General features: G+C 72.6%; 12 protein-coding genes. 4 read left to right on the top strand and 8 right to left on the bottom strand.

The window, feature by feature from the left end; all coding sequences use genetic code 11:
* Window positions 1–64: 64 nt before the first annotated feature.
* Window positions 65–1,258: a type II secretion system F family protein gene (locus J421_RS20950; RefSeq protein ID WP_025413136.1), complete on the top strand. Its 1,194-nt coding sequence runs from the start codon at window positions 65–67 to the stop codon at window positions 1,256–1,258.
* 97 nt (window positions 1,259–1,355) lie between these two features.
* Here J421_RS20950 and J421_RS20945 read toward each other — a convergent pair whose 3' ends face one another.
* On the bottom strand, window positions 1,356–2,882 hold the full coding sequence (locus J421_RS20945; RefSeq protein WP_148306443.1) for a hypothetical protein: 1,527 nt from the start codon (window positions 2,880–2,882) through the stop codon (window positions 1,356–1,358).
* Window positions 2,879–5,473, bottom strand: coding sequence for a CehA/McbA family metallohydrolase (locus J421_RS20940; protein WP_148306442.1), 2,595 nt, complete (start codon window positions 5,471–5,473; stop codon window positions 2,879–2,881). The genes J421_RS20945 and J421_RS20940 overlap by 4 nt, the downstream gene beginning before the upstream one ends.
* Here J421_RS20940 and J421_RS20935 point away from each other — a divergent pair.
* Complete coding sequence (locus tag J421_RS20935) at window positions 5,472–6,194, top strand: DUF4386 domain-containing protein (RefSeq protein WP_104022890.1); 723 nt, start codon at window positions 5,472–5,474, stop codon at window positions 6,192–6,194. The genes J421_RS20940 and J421_RS20935 overlap by 2 nt on opposite strands.
* 15 nt (window positions 6,195–6,209) lie before the next feature.
* Here the strand turns inward: J421_RS20935 and J421_RS20930 are convergent, their stop codons facing one another.
* On the bottom strand, window positions 6,210–7,175 hold the full coding sequence (locus J421_RS20930) for a hypothetical protein (protein WP_025413132.1): 966 nt from the start codon (window positions 7,173–7,175) through the stop codon (window positions 6,210–6,212).
* Between the two features lie 259 nt (window positions 7,176–7,434).
* On the opposite strand from J421_RS20930, the gene J421_RS20925 reads away from it, so the two are divergent.
* Entirely contained in the window at window positions 7,435–8,622 is a 1,188-nt protein-coding gene (locus J421_RS20925) for a PepSY-associated TM helix domain-containing protein (protein ID WP_025413131.1), read from the top strand.
* Window positions 8,623–8,816: 194 nt separating this feature from the next.
* Here J421_RS20925 and J421_RS20920 read toward each other — a convergent pair whose 3' ends face one another.
* Window positions 8,817–9,248: a DoxX family protein gene (locus J421_RS20920; protein WP_025413130.1), complete on the bottom strand. Its 432-nt coding sequence runs from the start codon at window positions 9,246–9,248 to the stop codon at window positions 8,817–8,819.
* A gap of 148 nt (window positions 9,249–9,396) precedes the next feature.
* Between J421_RS20920 and J421_RS20915 the strand changes: the two genes are divergently transcribed.
* The gene (locus J421_RS20915; protein ID WP_104022889.1) at window positions 9,397–11,445 is read left to right on the top strand and encodes a TonB-dependent receptor; all 2,049 of its coding nucleotides are present in this window, start codon (window positions 9,397–9,399) and stop codon (window positions 11,443–11,445) included.
* A 59-nt stretch (window positions 11,446–11,504) separates the two neighbouring features.
* Here the strand turns inward: J421_RS20915 and J421_RS20910 are convergent, their stop codons facing one another.
* The 4 genes from J421_RS20910 to J421_RS20895 form a co-directional block, all read right to left on the bottom strand.
* On the bottom strand, window positions 11,505–12,464 hold the full coding sequence (locus J421_RS20910; protein ID WP_025413128.1) for a PEP-CTERM sorting domain-containing protein: 960 nt from the start codon (window positions 12,462–12,464) through the stop codon (window positions 11,505–11,507).
* Window positions 12,465–12,625: 161 nt separating this feature from the next.
* Entirely contained in the window at window positions 12,626–14,674 is a 2,049-nt protein-coding gene (locus tag J421_RS20905) for a choice-of-anchor D domain-containing protein (protein ID WP_025413127.1), read from the bottom strand.
* Between the two features lie 174 nt (window positions 14,675–14,848).
* Entirely contained in the window at window positions 14,849–15,505 is a 657-nt protein-coding gene (locus J421_RS20900) for a hypothetical protein (RefSeq protein ID WP_025413126.1), read from the bottom strand.
* Window positions 15,502–16,149: an RNA polymerase sigma factor gene (locus J421_RS20895; RefSeq protein WP_104022888.1), complete on the bottom strand. Its 648-nt coding sequence runs from the start codon at window positions 16,147–16,149 to the stop codon at window positions 15,502–15,504. Before J421_RS20895 ends, J421_RS20900 begins: the two co-directional genes overlap by 4 nt.
* Between the last annotated feature and the right edge of the window lie 73 nt (window positions 16,150–16,222).

The following is a 16,222-nucleotide window of genomic DNA, read 5'->3' as shown; positions in this document are numbered from 1 at the left end:
GAGCGTCCACGCAGCCCCTCCACGCTCGCCGCTCCACGCTCCACGCTCAGGTAGCAGACCAACGATGCCTACATTCGCATACACGGCCAGAACACTCGGTGGGGAGTTGAAGTCGGCCACGCTCGAGGCGCCGTCGCGCGACGAGGTCGTCGCGCAGCTGCGCCGCCAGCGGCTCGTCGTCGTGAAGGTCGACGAGGAGGCGAGCCGGCCGAAGCCGAAGGGCAAGATCAGCATGCGGGACGTCGTCGTGTTCACGCGACAGTTCTCCACGATGATCAACGCCGGTCTCCCGCTCGTGCAGGCGCTCGACATCCTGTCGAAGCAGACCGAGAACAAGGCGCTCGCCGACGTGACGCGCGCCGTGGTGTTCGAGGTCGAGAGCGGCGCCACGGTGTCGGACGCGATGCGCAACCACCCGCGGGCGTTCAGCGACCTGTACACGAACATGGTCGCCGCGGGCGAGGCGGGCGGTATCCTCGACACCATCCTCATGCGCCTCGCGACGTTCCTCGAGAAGAACGACGCGCTCGTGCGGAAGGTGAAGGGCGCCATGATCTACCCGGCGGTCATCATGGGCGTCGCGGCGATCGCGATCGTGGTGCTGCTGTGGAAGGTGATCCCGGTGTTCGAGAAGATGTTCGCCAGCGTGAACCTCGAGCTGCCGCTGCCGACGCAGATCGTCGTCGGCATGTCGCGGTTCGTGAACGCGTACTGGTGGGCGGTGTTCGGCGGCATCGCCGGCTCGGTGTTCCTCATCAAGCGCTACTACGCCACGAAGGAGGGGCAGCTCGTCATCGACCGGCTGCTGCTGAAGATTCCGGTGCTCGGCGACGTGATCCGCAAGTCGTCGGTGTCGCGCTTCGCACGCACGCTCGGCACGCTCATCGCCTCGGGCGTGTCGATCCTCGAGGGGCTCGAGATCACGGCGCGCACGTCGGGCAACCGCGTGATCTCGGACGCGATCCTCGCGTCGCGCGCGTCGATCGCCGGCGGCGACACGATCGCCGCGCCGCTGCAGAAGTCGGCCGTCTTCCCGCCCATGGTGATCTCGATGATCGCCGTCGGCGAGCAGACCGGTGGGCTGGACGAGATGCTGACGAAGATCGCCGACTTCTACGACACCGAGGTGGACGCCGCGGTCAGCGGGCTGCTCTCGCTGCTCGAGCCGATCATGATCGTGGTGCTCGGCGTGGTGGTCGGCGGCATGGTGGTGGCGATGTACCTGCCGATCTTCGACATGATCAACGCGGTGCAGTAAGCAGGCGGCCGACGAACGTCGACGGCGCGGGCCGTGGCGAGGGGGGCGGTGCTGCTTCGCGCAGCGTCGCCCCTCTCGCGCAGCGCCCGGTCCCTGCTCAGCCGCCGATCAGCTTCTTGAACGCGTCGCTCAGGATGGAGCCCGCGTCGAGCGTCGCCATCGCCCCGACGCCGCGGAAATAGCGCGCCTTCTTGTGCGTCGCGCACGACCCGCCGGAGATGCAGGCGGCGCGGTCGACGAGCACGTCGTCGCGCCCGCCATTCACGATGAAGTGCAGGTCGAACAGCATCCCCTCGGTCTCCGGCACGTCCTTGCCGAGCAGCCGGGCGAGGCGGAAGACGGAGAAGCCGGCGTACCAGTCGTTCGCCGGGTCCTGCGCGCCGACGCCGAGGAAGAGCGTGAGGAAGCGCGCGCGGGGCACCGGCGCGAACGCCATGCCCACGACGGCCTTCGTGCGCGCCTCGTCGATCGTGTCGATGCTCGCGGGCGACAGCGTGATCGTCGTGTCGAACGACGTCTTGCCCCCGTTCGGCAGCGTGCGCTCGATCGTCTCGACGCGCGTCTTCGCCGCGTTGGCGCCGAAGTGCCGGCGATCGGAGCTCACGCCGTAGCCGGCGACGAGCTTCGGCAGCGCCCGCGCGAGGGCCGAGAACTGCGCTGGCTGACCGGCCGCCGTGGTGCCGTCGGTCGGCACGTACGTGACGCGCACGTCCTGGAATCCGACGCCCTCGCCGAGCGTCCAGTTGCCGCGCGCGACGCAGCCGTTCTCCCTGTTCGCGGCCTTGTTCGCGTTCGCTGCATGCACCGCTTCGGTGGTGAGGAGCACGTCCGGCGCGTCCTCGCGGCGGGTCTTCTTGGGCTCTGGGACCTTCTCTATCGCCGCAAGGCTGGTGTCCGGTGTGATGCCGCCGCCGCTGCTCGCGCGATGAAAGACCACGCGAAGCCCGACGCACGCGCCGATGCTGTCGATTCGACTCGCCCTACCGTCGTCGTCGCGGAGCAGCTCGACGATCAGCGGCTTCCGCAGCGGTGTCTTCTCGAAGCCGTACTGCGTGCCGTCCGATATGCGCCTGACCTGGTATGCCTGCTTCGCGATCTTGCGCGGCACGATCGAGACGACGCCGGCCAACGGGCCGTAGTCGGTCGACGTCGACGCGGCGACCGCCGCCTCGTCCGCTCCCTGCACGCGATGCCAGACGACGGTGACGCCTCCGTTGGGATCGGGACGCGCGGTGTCGGGGCTGACGGTGCCGCTCGTCGTCGTGACTCGGACCAGCGGACGGGGCGCTCCTGCAGGGAGATCGCGGATCTTGAAGAGGAGCACCGCCTGCTGCAACGAGTCCTGACGCGCCACGGTGACGTGACACGACGCATCGGCGGTGGGTCGGTCGGCGGATGCGGAAGGTGACCGTTCGCACGCGATGCTCGGCGGCTTGGGTTGCGCGACGAGCGCGGTAGCGCAGGCGACGGCGAGGACGGCGATGTGCACGACACGACGGAGGGATCGAATGGCACTCATGGCGAAGGGCGGGCCGGGGGACGAGCGCCGTGGCCGCTGCGTCGCAGCCATCGGGGCGTTCATTCTCGTTAGAGGGCCACGCCTTCCGTTAGTCGCACCGCTCACGGCGGCCGGCCACCGACCATCTCGGCGGCCACGCGCCGCCACCCCGGATCGATCCAGAGCTCCCGTTCGCCGATGCGAACGCGGAGCTCCTGGCTTTCCGCGACGCGCCGGAGATCCGCGGTCGAGATCCGGTAGCGCGCCGTCTCGAACGTCATGCGCTCGCCGCCGTTCGACACGTACTCGCTCTGCTCCAGCCGGATGCGCCGCCCGCCGTCGAGCAGGAAGACGACCGCCGCGCGACCCGGGCCGCTCGGCTTCAGCGCGCGACTGACCGTGAGCCCGCCGGCGCTCGTGCGGCCGAGGCCCAGCTCGAGCGGCGCATCGGACGGAGGCGACGTGCCGCGCCCCTTCCAGCGCTGCACCAGCTCCACCGCGAAGCTGTCCGGCGGCGCGAGCGTGGTGTCGACGATCGCGTACACGGAGACGCTGCGCGTCGTCGAGTCGGTGAACGCGTCGTACTCCGTCTTCGGATGCGGGTCGCCGCGCGCGGGCTGCGAGGCGAGCCACTCGGCGGCGAACTCGGCGAAGCCGCGACGCGTCGCCGGCGACGCCCGACGAAGCGCCGCCCACACCGCGGCCCGCGTCGGCCTCACGCCGCGTGCGAGCAGCAGCGCCGCCGCCTGTGCGGCGACCGCGTCGTCGTACGGGGCGAGCGCGTCGACGAGCGGGCCGATCTCGCCGCTCGACGCCGCCATCGCGCGGGCGGCATACGCGTGTGCGTCCGTCGGCCGTCCGTCGCCGTCGACGTCGAGCCACACCGCGCCGCTCGCCCCGATCACGTGCGGGCTCCACTCGGCCGCCGCGGGCTGATACGGCTTCGCGATCGGCCAGAACGGGAGGAACTCGCCGGGGCCCTCCGCGACGGCCACGAGGAAGACGTCGTGCGCGGGGCGGGGGAGCAGCCACGTCCCGCGCCACTTCACACCGGCCGCGTCGCGGTCGACGATGCGCGCCGAGCGGATCGGCCGCCCGTTCGCGTAGAGCGTGATGCGGTCGGCGCGCGTCCACGCGGGGCCGAGCACGCGCACGTCGACGCGGAGCGACGCCGTCGCGGGGACGACGTCGCCCGGGCCGAATCGATCCGCCACCGTCAACTCCGCGAGCAGCCCGAAGCTCACCATCACCGCGCCGTCGCGGAATCGCTCGGCCGCGTCCGCGACGTCGATGCGGCCGGGGGCCTCGTCGCGCGTGCGGATGTACGTCCGCGCCTGCCCGACCACGTAGCGCCCGACGTCGTGCGAGTCGCTCGCGCCGACGGGCGTCAGGCGGTGGCCCGCGTTCAGCATCCCGAACCAGTCGAGGAGCAGTCGGTGCACGTCGGTCTGCTGCGCCCCGGAGTTCACCACCTCCATCGCGTTCGCGCGGAGCTCCCAGCCGTCGAGCGCGAGGCCGGCGATCGCGACGTGGCGCGCGGGGTCGAACGGCCGGAACCCCGCGTGGATGTCGCGCGCGTGGTTGAGGATGACGGCGTGCGCCCCGGTCGCCTCGATGGTGCGGAACGCCGCGTCCCAGCTCCGCACCTGCGAGTCCGGGACGGGCGCGCGAACCGTGAGCGGCCAGACGTTGAAGTGCCCCACGCGCGTGGTCACCTCGTTCCCCACCACCGGCGTGAAGAAGTCGCGCACGCCCGCGGCTCTCGCCGTCGAGTCGAGATCGACCTGCACGTTGTGCTCGGTGACGATGGGCAGCTCCACGCCCTCGCCGGCGAGCGTGACCACGCGCTCCTCCGCCGTCGCGTCGCCGTGGCGCGAGTACGTGAGGCTGTGCACGTGCGTGTCGCTGGCGACCCACCCGGGCGTCGGCACCTCGTGCCTAACGACGAGCCGCCGACGGACGCGGTCGCCGCGGCGCAGCACGAGTCGCGCCGAATCCACTCCGTACTCGAACCCGCGGCTCGCGAAGATCCGATACGCGCCGGCCGGCAACCCGAACGTGGCGCGTCCGTCGCCGGTGTAGACGATCCCCGGCCGGATCGCCCGCCCGCGCGCCGAGGCGCCGCCGACGGTCTGCAGCGCTCCGCCGGTGTCGACGACGGTGACGCGCGCGGGGAGCGGCTCGCCGCCATCCGCGTCCACGACGTCGACCTCCACCGACGCCTGCGAGAGCACGTCCTCCAGCGGCGCGTCGAGCAGCGTGATGCCGCGCACCCACACGTCGTCGGCGATCGTGTCGGCCGGCTCGACGCGCAACGTGTTCGTGCCGGCGCGGAGCGCGCCGACGGGAAGCGGCCAGTACGCGACGATGGGGTTCTCGTCCTGCTGCAGCTGGCCGAGGACGCGGCCGTTCAGCACCACGTCCCACCGCTGCTTCACGTCCTCCTGCCGGATGGACAGCGTGTGCTCGGCGCCGCTCGTCGATCGGAAGTCGAGCGCGAGCCGCCGCGGATGCGGGTGCGTGCCGCGCTCCTGCCACTCGGCGCGCGCGCCGGAGCGCAGGTGATGCGTCCGTGCGTCGAGCACGCGGGTCTGCGCACCCGCGCCCGGCCCGACGAGCAGCGCGAGCGCGAGCGCGCGTCGTCTCGGAAACCTAGGGGAGCGGCGGCCGTAGGGCTCCCTGGTTCCCAGCGCCGATGCCACCTGGAGGTCCCCCATGCTCAGGATGATGCGCGCGCCGTCGATCGGGCGCTACGCCAGGATCGCCGGCGTGCTGATGGTGCTCACGATGATCTTCGGCTACCTGGGGGAGCTGTACATCCCGTCGCAGTTCATCTCGACGGATGCGGCCACGACGGCGCAGCGCATCGCGAGCGCGCCACTGCTCTACCGCTTCGGCTTCGCGGCGTATCTCGTGGAAGCGGTCTGCGACGTCGCGCTGTCGCTGCTGTTCTACGTGCTGCTGCGGCCCGTGCAGCGTCCCATCGCGCTCGCCGCCGCGTTCTTCGGGCTCGTGTCGACCGCGCTGTACGGCGTCGCGGAGGCGTTCTACTTCATCCCGACGATCTGGGTCGGCGGCGCGGCGTTCATGCAGCCGTTCTCGCCCGAGCAGGTGAACGCGCTCACGCTGCTGTCGCTCAAGATCTTCACGCGCGTCGGCTGGATCTTCCTCGCGCTCTACGGCATCGCCTCGATGCTGCGCGGCTGGCTGATCTACCGCTGCGGATTCCTGCCGCGCGCGCTCGGTGTTCTCCTCATGCTCGGCGGCGCGGGATTCGTCGCGCGCAACATGACGTTCGTGCTGGCGCCGCAGTACTCATCGACGCTGTTCCTCGCCCCGATGGCGCTCGGCGGGCTGGCGCTCACGCTCTGGATGGTGCTGAAGGGCGTGGACGTCGCCGCGTGGGAGGCGAGAGCGGAGGGCGCGCGCGCTCTGTGACGGGCCACCCGCGCGTCAGCGGGCGCGTGACGCGTTAGGCGGCCGAGTAGCCTTGCCCGCGGCGCGCGCCTTGAGCCACCTGCGCCACTCCACGTCGAACGCGTCGACCGTGTGCGGCAGCGCGTCGCTGCGCGCGAGCAGCTCGGGCAGCGACGCGCCCGCGCGCAGCCGCGCCGGCAGCTCGGCCACGAACGCGGAGTCGCGGTCGCGCAGGAAGAGCAGCAGCGCCGCCGCCTGCGACGGCAGCGCGGGGCCGCGGTAGACGGGCAGGCGGTCGGCGCGCGGCTGCGCGCTGCCGTCGGTGCCGTACGCTCCGTACGCGCCGCTGCCGACGTTGCGCGCGCGTACGTCGTCGTACCGCGTGGGCGACGTGGCCACCATCTCGTCGACGGCCGGCCGCGGCGCGGCGAGCAGCGCGGCGAGCGACGTGCGGTCGCCCGCGTCGGCCGCCTGCGCGATCGCGGCCACGCGCGCCGCGGGATCGGCGACGAGCCGTGTCGCGCCCACCTCGAGCCACCACGCGCCCGCGGGCACGCCGAGCGCGCGCACCCACGTCTGCGCGGCGCGCACCGCCACCTGCGGCACCTCGCGCGCGGACTCCTCGCCCGGCATCACCCGCTTCGGGTCGGGCGGCGCGACGCGCACGGCGACGAGCGGCAGCCCGTTCCACGCGTCGCCCGCCGCGACCGGCGCCGAGTCGACGCGCACCGCGATCGCCGGCGGCGTGGCGCCGAACAGTGCGCGGTACCGGTGCGCGGCGTCGTCGAGCGTCGTGTGCGTCCACAGCAGCCGGCGGTCGCGCGACAGCAGCGCGTAGCCGCTCGTGCGCAGCACGTACGTCGTGTCGCTCCCCGCGACGTCGACGCGCGTGACCGGCGCCGGCTCGGGCGCGACGGTCGCCTCGCGCAGCACGAACGTGTGGCACGCGGCGGTGCCTAACGCACCGGCGGCGACCGCGCGGCGCAGGATCTTGCTCGTCATGCTCGGCCTCCTGGGACTCCTCGACTCCGTCACGCGCCGTCGGCGACCGCCCGCCGCGGCGCCGGGGCCGCGACGCGGAGCCCGCGCAGGCGCCCGATCGCCGTCGACATGACGTCATGCTGCGGAGACGATCGGTGAGGCGCGCGGTCGCGAGCACGTCGTCGGCTTCCTCACGGTGAACACGCGGACGCCCCCGACCCCCTACTCGGCGCGGCCGTCGCCGTTAACGTTCGCGCCACCAGCATACCCCGCATCGACCATGGTTCGTCCCGTCATCTTCTGGATCCATCTCGTCTGCGGCGTGGTCGCCGGCGTGGTGGTGCTCGTCATGTCGGCGACGGGGGTCGCGCTCACCTACGAGCGGCAGCTCGAGGCGTGGGCGGACCGCCGCGCTCTCGCCGCCGCGCCTGACGCGACGGGTTCCGCGTCGCTTTCGCTCGACACGCTCGTGGCGCGCGCGCGGACTCGCGTGCGTGGTGCGTCGGCGAGTGGGCTCACCGTGCGGGCCGACCCGACGGCGCCGGTGGCGGTCACGTTCGGCCGCGACGTGATGCTCTACGTCGACCGGCCGACGGGCGCGGTGCTCGGCGAGGGCGCCCCACGGGTGCGGCGCGCGCTCGCCGCCGTCACGAGCTGGCACCGCTGGCTCGGCCGCGAGGGCGACGGCCGCCGCGTGGCGCGCGCGGTCACCGGCGCGTCGAACCTCGCCTTCCTCGGTCTCGTGCTCACCGGGATCTACCTGTGGATCCCGCGGCGGTGGACGTGGCGACACGTCCGCGCGCTCGCATGGTTCCGCGGCGGCCTGTCGCCGAAGGCGCGCGACTTCAACTGGCACCACGTGATCGGGCTGTGGGCGTGGGTCCCGCTCGTCGTGATCGTGGCGTCGGGCGTGGTGATGTCGTACGGGTGGGCGAACCGGCTCGTGTACCGCGCGTTCGGCGAGCGGCCGCCGGCGCAGAGCGCCGGTCCGGGCGGCGCGGGACCCGCTCCCACCGCCGCGCAACCCGCGAGCGGCGGCGTGGGGCTCGACGCGCTCGTCGCGTTAGGCACCGCGCGCGTGCCCGCATGGCGCACGATGCAGATCCAGCTCCCGCGTCCCGCCGCTCGACAGGTGACGGTCAGCGTCGACGCCGGCACGGGTGGACAGCCGCAGCGCCGCAGTCAGCTCGTCGTCGACCGCGCGAGCGGCCGGGTGGTGCGGTGGGAGCCGTTCGCGACGCAGTCGCCGGGGCGCCGCGCACGGTCGTTCCTCCGCTTCGCGCATACCGGCGAGGTGCTCGGCATCGTCGGCCAGACGATCGCGGGGCTCGCGTCGTTAGGCGCCACGGTGCTCGTGTGGACCGGGCTCGCGCTCGCCTTCCGGCGGCTGGCGCGATGGCGCGCGCGCCGCGCGGGCGCGTCGACCGACACGAGCGAGCTGCGCGACGCGGATCCGGCGGCGGCGTAGGGCGGCTCTTCGAATCGAACCGCAGAGGGCCGCAGAGGGCCGCAGAGAACGGCAACTGCTTTTCACCACAGAGGACACGGAGGACACGGAGGAACCCCAACAAGAAGTGGTTCTCCTCTGCGTCCTCCGCGTCCTCTGTGGTTCAATACAAAGAGGCAGCCCTCTGCGGCCCTCTGCGTCCTCTGCGATTCAATTCACGGGCGATGGCCGCGCCGCCGCCACGCGTCCACGCTGAACGGCCCGGCACCTGTCGCGAACAGGTAGAAGTACACGAAGCAGAACAGCACGACGTTCTCGCCGCGGTTCATGATCGGCCAGAAGCTGCGTGGGTAGTGCACCTGGAAGTACGCGACCGCCATCTCGCCCGAGAGCAGGAACGCCACCGGCCGCGTGAACAGGCCGAGCATGATCAGCACGCTGCCGAACGTCTCGAGCACGCCGGCGATCCAGAACTGCGAGAACATCCGCGGCGGTCCGGTCCACGGGCGCGCGGGATCGGCGAACAGGCCGAGGAGCTTCTGCGGCCCGTGCTGCATATAGAGCGCGCCCGTGACGATGCGCAGCAGCGCGTGCGCGAAGCCGGGCAGCCACGCCGGGAGTCGTGAGTCGCGAGTCGGGTCGGTCATCGAGGAGTCGGGAGGCGTCGGGTCCGGGCGCGAGCACCTGCAAGAGGTGCGCACGACGCCGGCGACGGCCGGTATGGATCCGATCGACCGTGACCCGTCGTAGAACCGTCGTCACGGTCGGCCGCGCACCTATTCCTCCCGTTCACCCATGCGTCGCTCGCCCCTGGTGGCCGCGCTGCTCCTGCCCGCCGCGCTCGCGGCGCAGTCGTCGCCGCCGCGTACGGTCGACACCGTGAAGGTGATCGGCCGCGTCGACGACCTGGTGGGCACGGCGCGCAGCGTGTCGGAGGGCCGGGTGGGCCGGGTGGATCTCCAGGCGCGGCCCATCACCCGCGAGGCGGAGCTGCTGGAGACGGTGCCCGGCTTCATCGCCACGCAGCACTCCGGCGACGGCAAGGCGAACCAGTACTTCGTGCGCGGCTTCAACCTCGACCACGGGACCGACTTCGCGACGCGGCTCGACGGGATGCCGCTCAACATGCCGTCGCACGGGCACGGGCAGGGCTACACCGACCTCAACTTCCTCGTCCCGGAGCTCGTCGACCATCTCGACTACGCGCTCGGCGTGTACCACACCGAGATCGGCGACTTCGGCAGCGCGGGCGGCGCCGAGTTCCATCTCGTGCGCGCGGTCGACCGGCCGTTCGCCACGGTGACGGGCGGCGCGAACGGCCTCGCGCGCGTCGCCGCCGGCGGCTCGTCGGCGTTAGGCAGCGGCACGCTGCTCCTGGGCGGGGAGGTGAAGCGCTACGACGGCCCATGGGTGCGCCCCGAGGGCATCCGGAAGTACAGCGGCGTCGCGCGGTGGTCGGCGCGACGCGGCGCGTCCGACTGGAGCATCCTCGGCATGGCGTACCGCAACGCGTGGAACGCGAGCGACCAGATCCCGCGCCGCGCGGTCGCGTCCGGCCTCGTGTCGCGCTTCGGTCAGATCGACTCGACCGACGGCGGCGAGGCGGCGCGCTACAGCCTCTCGGCGCAGTACCGGCACGTCGGCGCGCGCGCGGTGCGCGAGGCGCACCTCTACGGCATCTACTCCGATCTCACGCTGTTCTCGAACTTCGAGTACTTCCTCGGCGACGCCGCGAGCGGCGACCAGTTCTCGCAGACCGACCGGCGCGTGGTCCTCGGCGGCAGTCTCGCGCAGACGCAGCAGCTCGCGGCGCTCGGCGCGACGCACGTTGTGAAGTTCGGCGTGCAGCACCGCACGGATCTCGTCGGCGACGTGGGGCTGTTCAACACCGTCGCGCGCCGCCGCGTCGGCACGGTGCGCGACGACCGCGTGACCGAGACGGGCACCGGCGTGTTCGCCGAAGCGGAGTCGCGGTGGACGGCGCGCTTCCGGAGCGTGCTCGGCGTGCGCGGCGACGCGTACACGTTCGACGTGTCGAGCGACACGCCGGCGAACTCGGGCCATCGCGCCGCCGCGGTCGCGAGCCCGAAGGCGTCGCTCGTCTTCGCGCCTGACGAGCGCACGGAGCTCTACGTCGGCGCGGGGCTCGGCTTCCACAGCAACGACGCGCGCGGCACCACCATCACCGTCGATCCCGCGACGCACGACTCCGTGGGCCGAGTGAGCCCGCTCGTGCGGTCGCGCGGTGCGGAGGTGGGGCTGCGCGTATCGTCCGCGACCGGGCTTCGCTCCACGGTGTCGCTCTGGGTGCTGGGCCTCGACAGCGAGCTGCTGTTCGTCGGCGACGCGGGCGCGACGGCGCCGTCCGCGGCGAGCCGGCGCGGCGGCGTGACGCTCGCGAACGACTGGCGCCCGCTCCCGTCGCTCTCGCTCGACGGCGACGTGTCGTTCGCCCGCGCGCGCTTCCGCGGCGCGGCGCGCGGGTCGTCGCGCATCCCGGGCGCGCTGGAGAACGTCGTCGCCGGCGGCGTGACGTGGCTGCCGAGCAGGCACGGGGCGTTCGGTGCACTGCGCGTGCGGCACTTCGGCTCGTACCCGCTCGTGGAAGACGATGCCGTGCGGGCGCGCGCGTCGACGCTGCTGAACGCGGACGCTGGCTATCGGCTGCGCACCGGCGTGCGGATGCAGGTCAGTGTGCTGAACCTCGCGAACCGCCGCGTCGACGACATCCAGTACTTCTACGCGTCGCGGCTCCCCGGCGAGCCCGCCTCGGGCGTGGACGACGTGCACTTCCACCCCGCGGAGCCGCGACAGGTGCGCGCCTCGCTCGGCTGGCACTGGTGAGGAGCGCGGCATAGGTGTCCTGCTGCTGCCCGCGCTGGCGGAGCGCGCGACGTGACGCGTCACCTCGTCGTGCTCGCGCTCGCACGGCGTCGGCGGCGCACCGCGAGCGCGAGCAGCCCGGTGCCTAACGACGCCCACGTGGCCGGCTCCGGAGCCGTCGTTGCCGGCGCCGACGGGTAGATCAGCGTGCCGTTCAGGAAGCTGTACTGCACGCTGCTCGTGATGTCCTGCCCGAAGCCGTCGTAGAACGTGAGGCTCGTGATGCGCCCCAGCTGCGTCGCGTCGGCGAACGCGGACGCGTCGAACGACGACCCGGGCGGGCCAGAGTTCTCCGTCAGCAGCGCGCTCGCCTGCATCGTGAGCAGGAAGTCGAAGTCGAGGTAGGCGCCGCCACCCGTGTACAGCGTGAACGACTGCACGTCGTGGAACGACGTCCGCTGGTGCAGCCCGCCGCCGTCGTCGGTCGCCATCTTCAGCACCTGCGCGTACGTCGCCGTGTTGATCTGACCGGCGGGCGCCGCGAAGAAGCCGTAGGCGAGCTGCGCGGAGCTGACGACGTCCACGCCCGGCGGCGCCGCGACGTCCACGCCCATGGCGCCGTCCCACGCGACGGTGATGCCGATCGACGCGGGGTTTCCACTCGTGATGGAGAGTCGATCCGCCCAACGCGGCCCGCCCACCGCGCCCCACGTCGCGTATCCGGTCGGCGACGTGGAGAGGCCTGTTCCGCCGACGCGCGCGTGGGCGCCCGTCGCGCCGGCCGTGGCGTCGGCGAGCCAGTCGAACGACGCGCCGAAGCCCTGGCAGCTCTGCCCGGCCGTCCCCGGCCCGTTCAGCGCCACGTACGTCGAGCCGCACGGGCGGGAGATCGTCCCCGCTCCGTTGGTGCGATACGCGGCATACGAGAGGACGCTCGACTGGAAGAACCCGGGTTGCGCGCCCACCGGAGTGGTGAGCGCGAGTGCGGCGATGGCGCCCGCGAGGCGGGCGCGCGGGAGAACGCGAGCGGTGGGATGCATGGCGGGGTGGGGTGGCGGATGCTGCTTCCGCACTCGCGCCGACGCGTCGCGTGACGGTCCGGCGGAGTGCCTCACGGGAGCAGACGGATTCCGCCGGCGCAACACGACACGGGGCCCCGACCTCGTGAGAAGTCGGGGCCCCGTGCGCGCCGCCCGCGAAGTCAGGGGATGTAGCCGCCCGGCGGCTTCACGCCCGCGCCGCTCAAGGCGACGGAGCTCGGGCTGCCCGGCGCGTTGTGCGCGATCGTGACCGTCGCCGTGCGCGTGCCGGCGGCGAGCGGCTCGAACGTCACCGCGAACGTGCAGGACGTGTTGGGGGCCAGCGTCGCGCCGCTGCAGCCGTCGTCCCAGACCCCGAAGTCCCACGGGTTCGTGCCACCGAGCGTCACGGCGGTGATGACGAGCGGCATGTTGCCGTTGCTCGTCACCTTCACGATGCGGCCCGAGGTCGTGGTGCCGAGGTACAGCGTGCCGAAGCCGATGCTGCCCGGCACCACGCTCGCGCTGACGAACGGGGTGATCCCGTTGCCGGAGAGCGGGATCGACTGCGGGCTCGCCGTCGCGTCGCTGGTCACGACGAGCGTGCCGCTGCGCGCGCCCGCGGCCGACGGGGAGAACGTCACGTACGCCGTGCAGGTCGCGCCGACGGCGAACGGCGTGGGCGCCAGCGGGCAGTCGGTGCTCTTGCCGAAGTCGGCCGACGTCGAGATGTCGCTGATGGCCAGCGCGGTGTTGCCGGAGTTCGTCAGCGTGACCGGCTTCGCGCCGCTCGTCGTGCCTAACAACTGGTCGCCGAACCCGAGGCCGGTGCTCGGGTTGATCGAGATCGCGCGCACCGCCGGCGGCGGCGGGTTCACCGCGAGCGCGGCCGACTTGGCGACGGTCGCCGTGCCGGTGATCGTCACCGTGTTCGCCGTCGACACGGCGTTCGTGTGAATGGTGAAGCTCGCGGTCGTGCTCCCCATCGGCACCGTGATCGAGGCCGGCACCGTCGCCACGGCCGTGTTGCTGCTCTTCAGCGTGACCACGGTGCCGCCGGACGGCGCCGCCGAGGTCAGCGTCACCTTGCCCGTGCAGTCCGCGCCGCCCTGCAAGCTGGTCGGCGTGAGCGTCAGCGCGCTGAGCTGCGGCACCACGATGCACGGGCCGCTCGCGGTGTTCGCCGTGATCGCCGACTGATCGACACCGTTCACCTGACCGATGTGGTCCGTCGTCGACGTGCGGACGGTGGCGGTCGTGCCGTTGTACGTGGCGCCGGTGTGCGGCTCGACGCCGTCGCGCGTCTGGATGACGCGGACCGAGACGAACGACGCGCTGGTCTGACGGACCACGCCGAGCATGTCGCCGCACGGGCTGAAGCTCCACGTCCCCGGCGTCACCGATGCCTCACTGAACACGAGCGCCGACGACTGCGGCTCGGTGAGGTTCACGGCGTTCCACTGCGCGCTGTTCGAGCCCGTGATGAACGCCCACGCGAACGTGCGGTCCTGGGCGTCGGGGCTGAAGCCCCACGTCGCCATGCCCACCGTGTCCTTCGCCGTGCCCGCCGGCACCGTGAACGCGAACGCCGACTGGTAGCGCACGACGCCGCTCAGGGCGTCGACGACCGAGAACGTGGTGTAGTTCGCGCTCGACGTCAGCGCGTGCAGCAGGTAGCGCCCGTTCGGGCTGAACACGATGCGCGACGGCGCGGTGGCGACGGCCGTCTGCCACACCGGCGTGGAGACGCTCTTCGCGAGGTTGTACAGGAAGATGTTCTGCGTCGTGCTCGGCGCGGTGCCGAGCGTGTAGTGGTACACGAAGCGCTGATCGTCGGGGCTGAAGCCCCACTTCGCGTTCAGCGGCACGGTGTACTGCGCGATGTCGGTCGTCCCCTTCGTGATGCGGAGATTGATCGTCGTGCCGATGGGCGTCGCGGTGACCTTGTAGACACCGTTAGGCGACGCGCCGGTGGAGTCCACGGCGATCGCCTTGCCGGCCTTCGGTGCGACGTACGGACCGGTCTTCGAGCAGCCGCAGTCGATGCCCGACAGCGCGCCGCGCTGCGCGGACGGCGCCGACGGCTGCAGCGCGCGCTCGGCGGGGAGTGGGGCGGTGCTGCTACGATCGGCGCATGCGGCCAGCGCGAGAGCGGCGAGCGACAGCGCCGTGCCGACGAGCGCGCTGAGGCGCGCGGCCCGTCGGCGCGGGCGGATGGTCGTGGTGCGCAACGGCTCCTCCTGGATGGGTCGTGTCGTGTCGAGGGAGCGACTCGCGCCGGGGGGGGGGAGAGCGCGGGCTCGGGTGCGACGCGCAGTCGCGCGGCACCGGTGACGCGTTTCACGACGGCATCGCCGAATCGTTCTCACGCACCGCCGCGTCGTGCGCGGCGGCGCGTGCGGAGCTCAGCGCAGGCGCAGCGGCCGGCTCTCCGAGTGGCGCTCGGATCCGTCGTCGAGCCGCGCGCGCACCGACCACCGGTGCTCGCCGCGCGGCACGCCGCCTAACGGCGCGACGAGCGCCGTGTCGACGGTCGTCGCGGTGTACAGCACGGAGCCGTCCGCGGCGTCCACCTCGAGCGTGTAGCGGAACGCGCCCGCCACCGACCGCCACACGAACGCGATCGAGTCGCGCGTGCCCGCGGCGGCGGACGCGGGCGCGACGAGCGCGAGATCGCCGTCCACGCCGCCGCGCGTGAGATCGTCCGCGCGCGAGGCTCGCTGTCCTCGGTTCGCGCCGTACAGGCCCACCGCGACCAGCACCGTCGCCGCCGCGGCGAGCGTCGCGCGCCGGTTGACCGGCCACACGCGGTCGCGCATCGCGACGCCGCGACGTGGCGGCGCGCCGAGCGCATGCATCAGCGCCGCCTCGCGCCGGCACGCGGCGCATCGCATGGCGTGGTCGAGCACGCGCAGCCGCTCGGCATCGGTGCCCGTCCACTCGCCGCGCACGGCGGCGGAGAGTGCCTCGGGGGTCGGGCACTCCGCCCCCCGCGTGGTGTCCGTCGCGTCGACGCGTACGTACGCCGCGCGCAGCTCGTCGTCGTCGAATCGCTCGCTCATCGTCCCCCCCTCCGCGGCGTGACGCCCATGGCCGTGAGCCGGTGCCGCAGGTCTTCGAGCCCACGGTACAGGAGGTTGCGCGTGCGCGCGTCCGTCCAGCCGAGGGCGCGCGAGATGTCGTCGCGGTCGTAGCCCGCGAGGTGCATGCGCACCGCGACGCGCCGATCGATCGCGATGGTCTGCAGCGCGGCGTCGATCTGCGCCGCGAGCTCGCTCCCTTCGACGTCGTCGAGCGGCGACCACGTCGTCGACGGCAGATCGGGGCGGTCGTGCACGTCCACCGACCGATCCGCGCCGTGCGTGCGCCGGCGCCGCAGCACCTCGAGCGCCGCCGTCGTCGCCACCTGGTACAGGTACGACGAGCCGAGCTCCTCGAGCGGCTTGCCGCGCTTGCTCGCCTGCCACAGGCGGATGCGCACGTCCTGGATCACCTCGTCGAGGTCGGCGTCGACGAGACCACGCTTCGCGCCGATGCTGCGCACCATGCGGCGAAAGCGCTCGAGCACCCCTTCGATGACCGACGAGACGCGGTCGGGGCCCGGCTCCATGAGGCGAACGTACGGGGGCCGATCCGCGGGACGCAATCGCGGCGGATCCGGCTCGGGGATCGGTGTCGACACGCGCACCGCCGAGGGACGAAGCATGTCGGGTGAGGTGGATGGTCGGCTTCCACCGTGACACGACCCGACCCCCGATCCGTTCTCACCCCGCCCCCGC

The sequence above is a fragment of the Gemmatirosa kalamazoonensis genome, from assembly GCF_000522985.1.
GTDB classification, from domain to species: Bacteria; Gemmatimonadota; Gemmatimonadetes; order Gemmatimonadales; family Gemmatimonadaceae; genus Gemmatirosa; species Gemmatirosa kalamazoonensis.
Note: the sequence above shows the minus strand (reverse complement) of the source record. Positions and strands in the feature narration are given on the sequence as shown.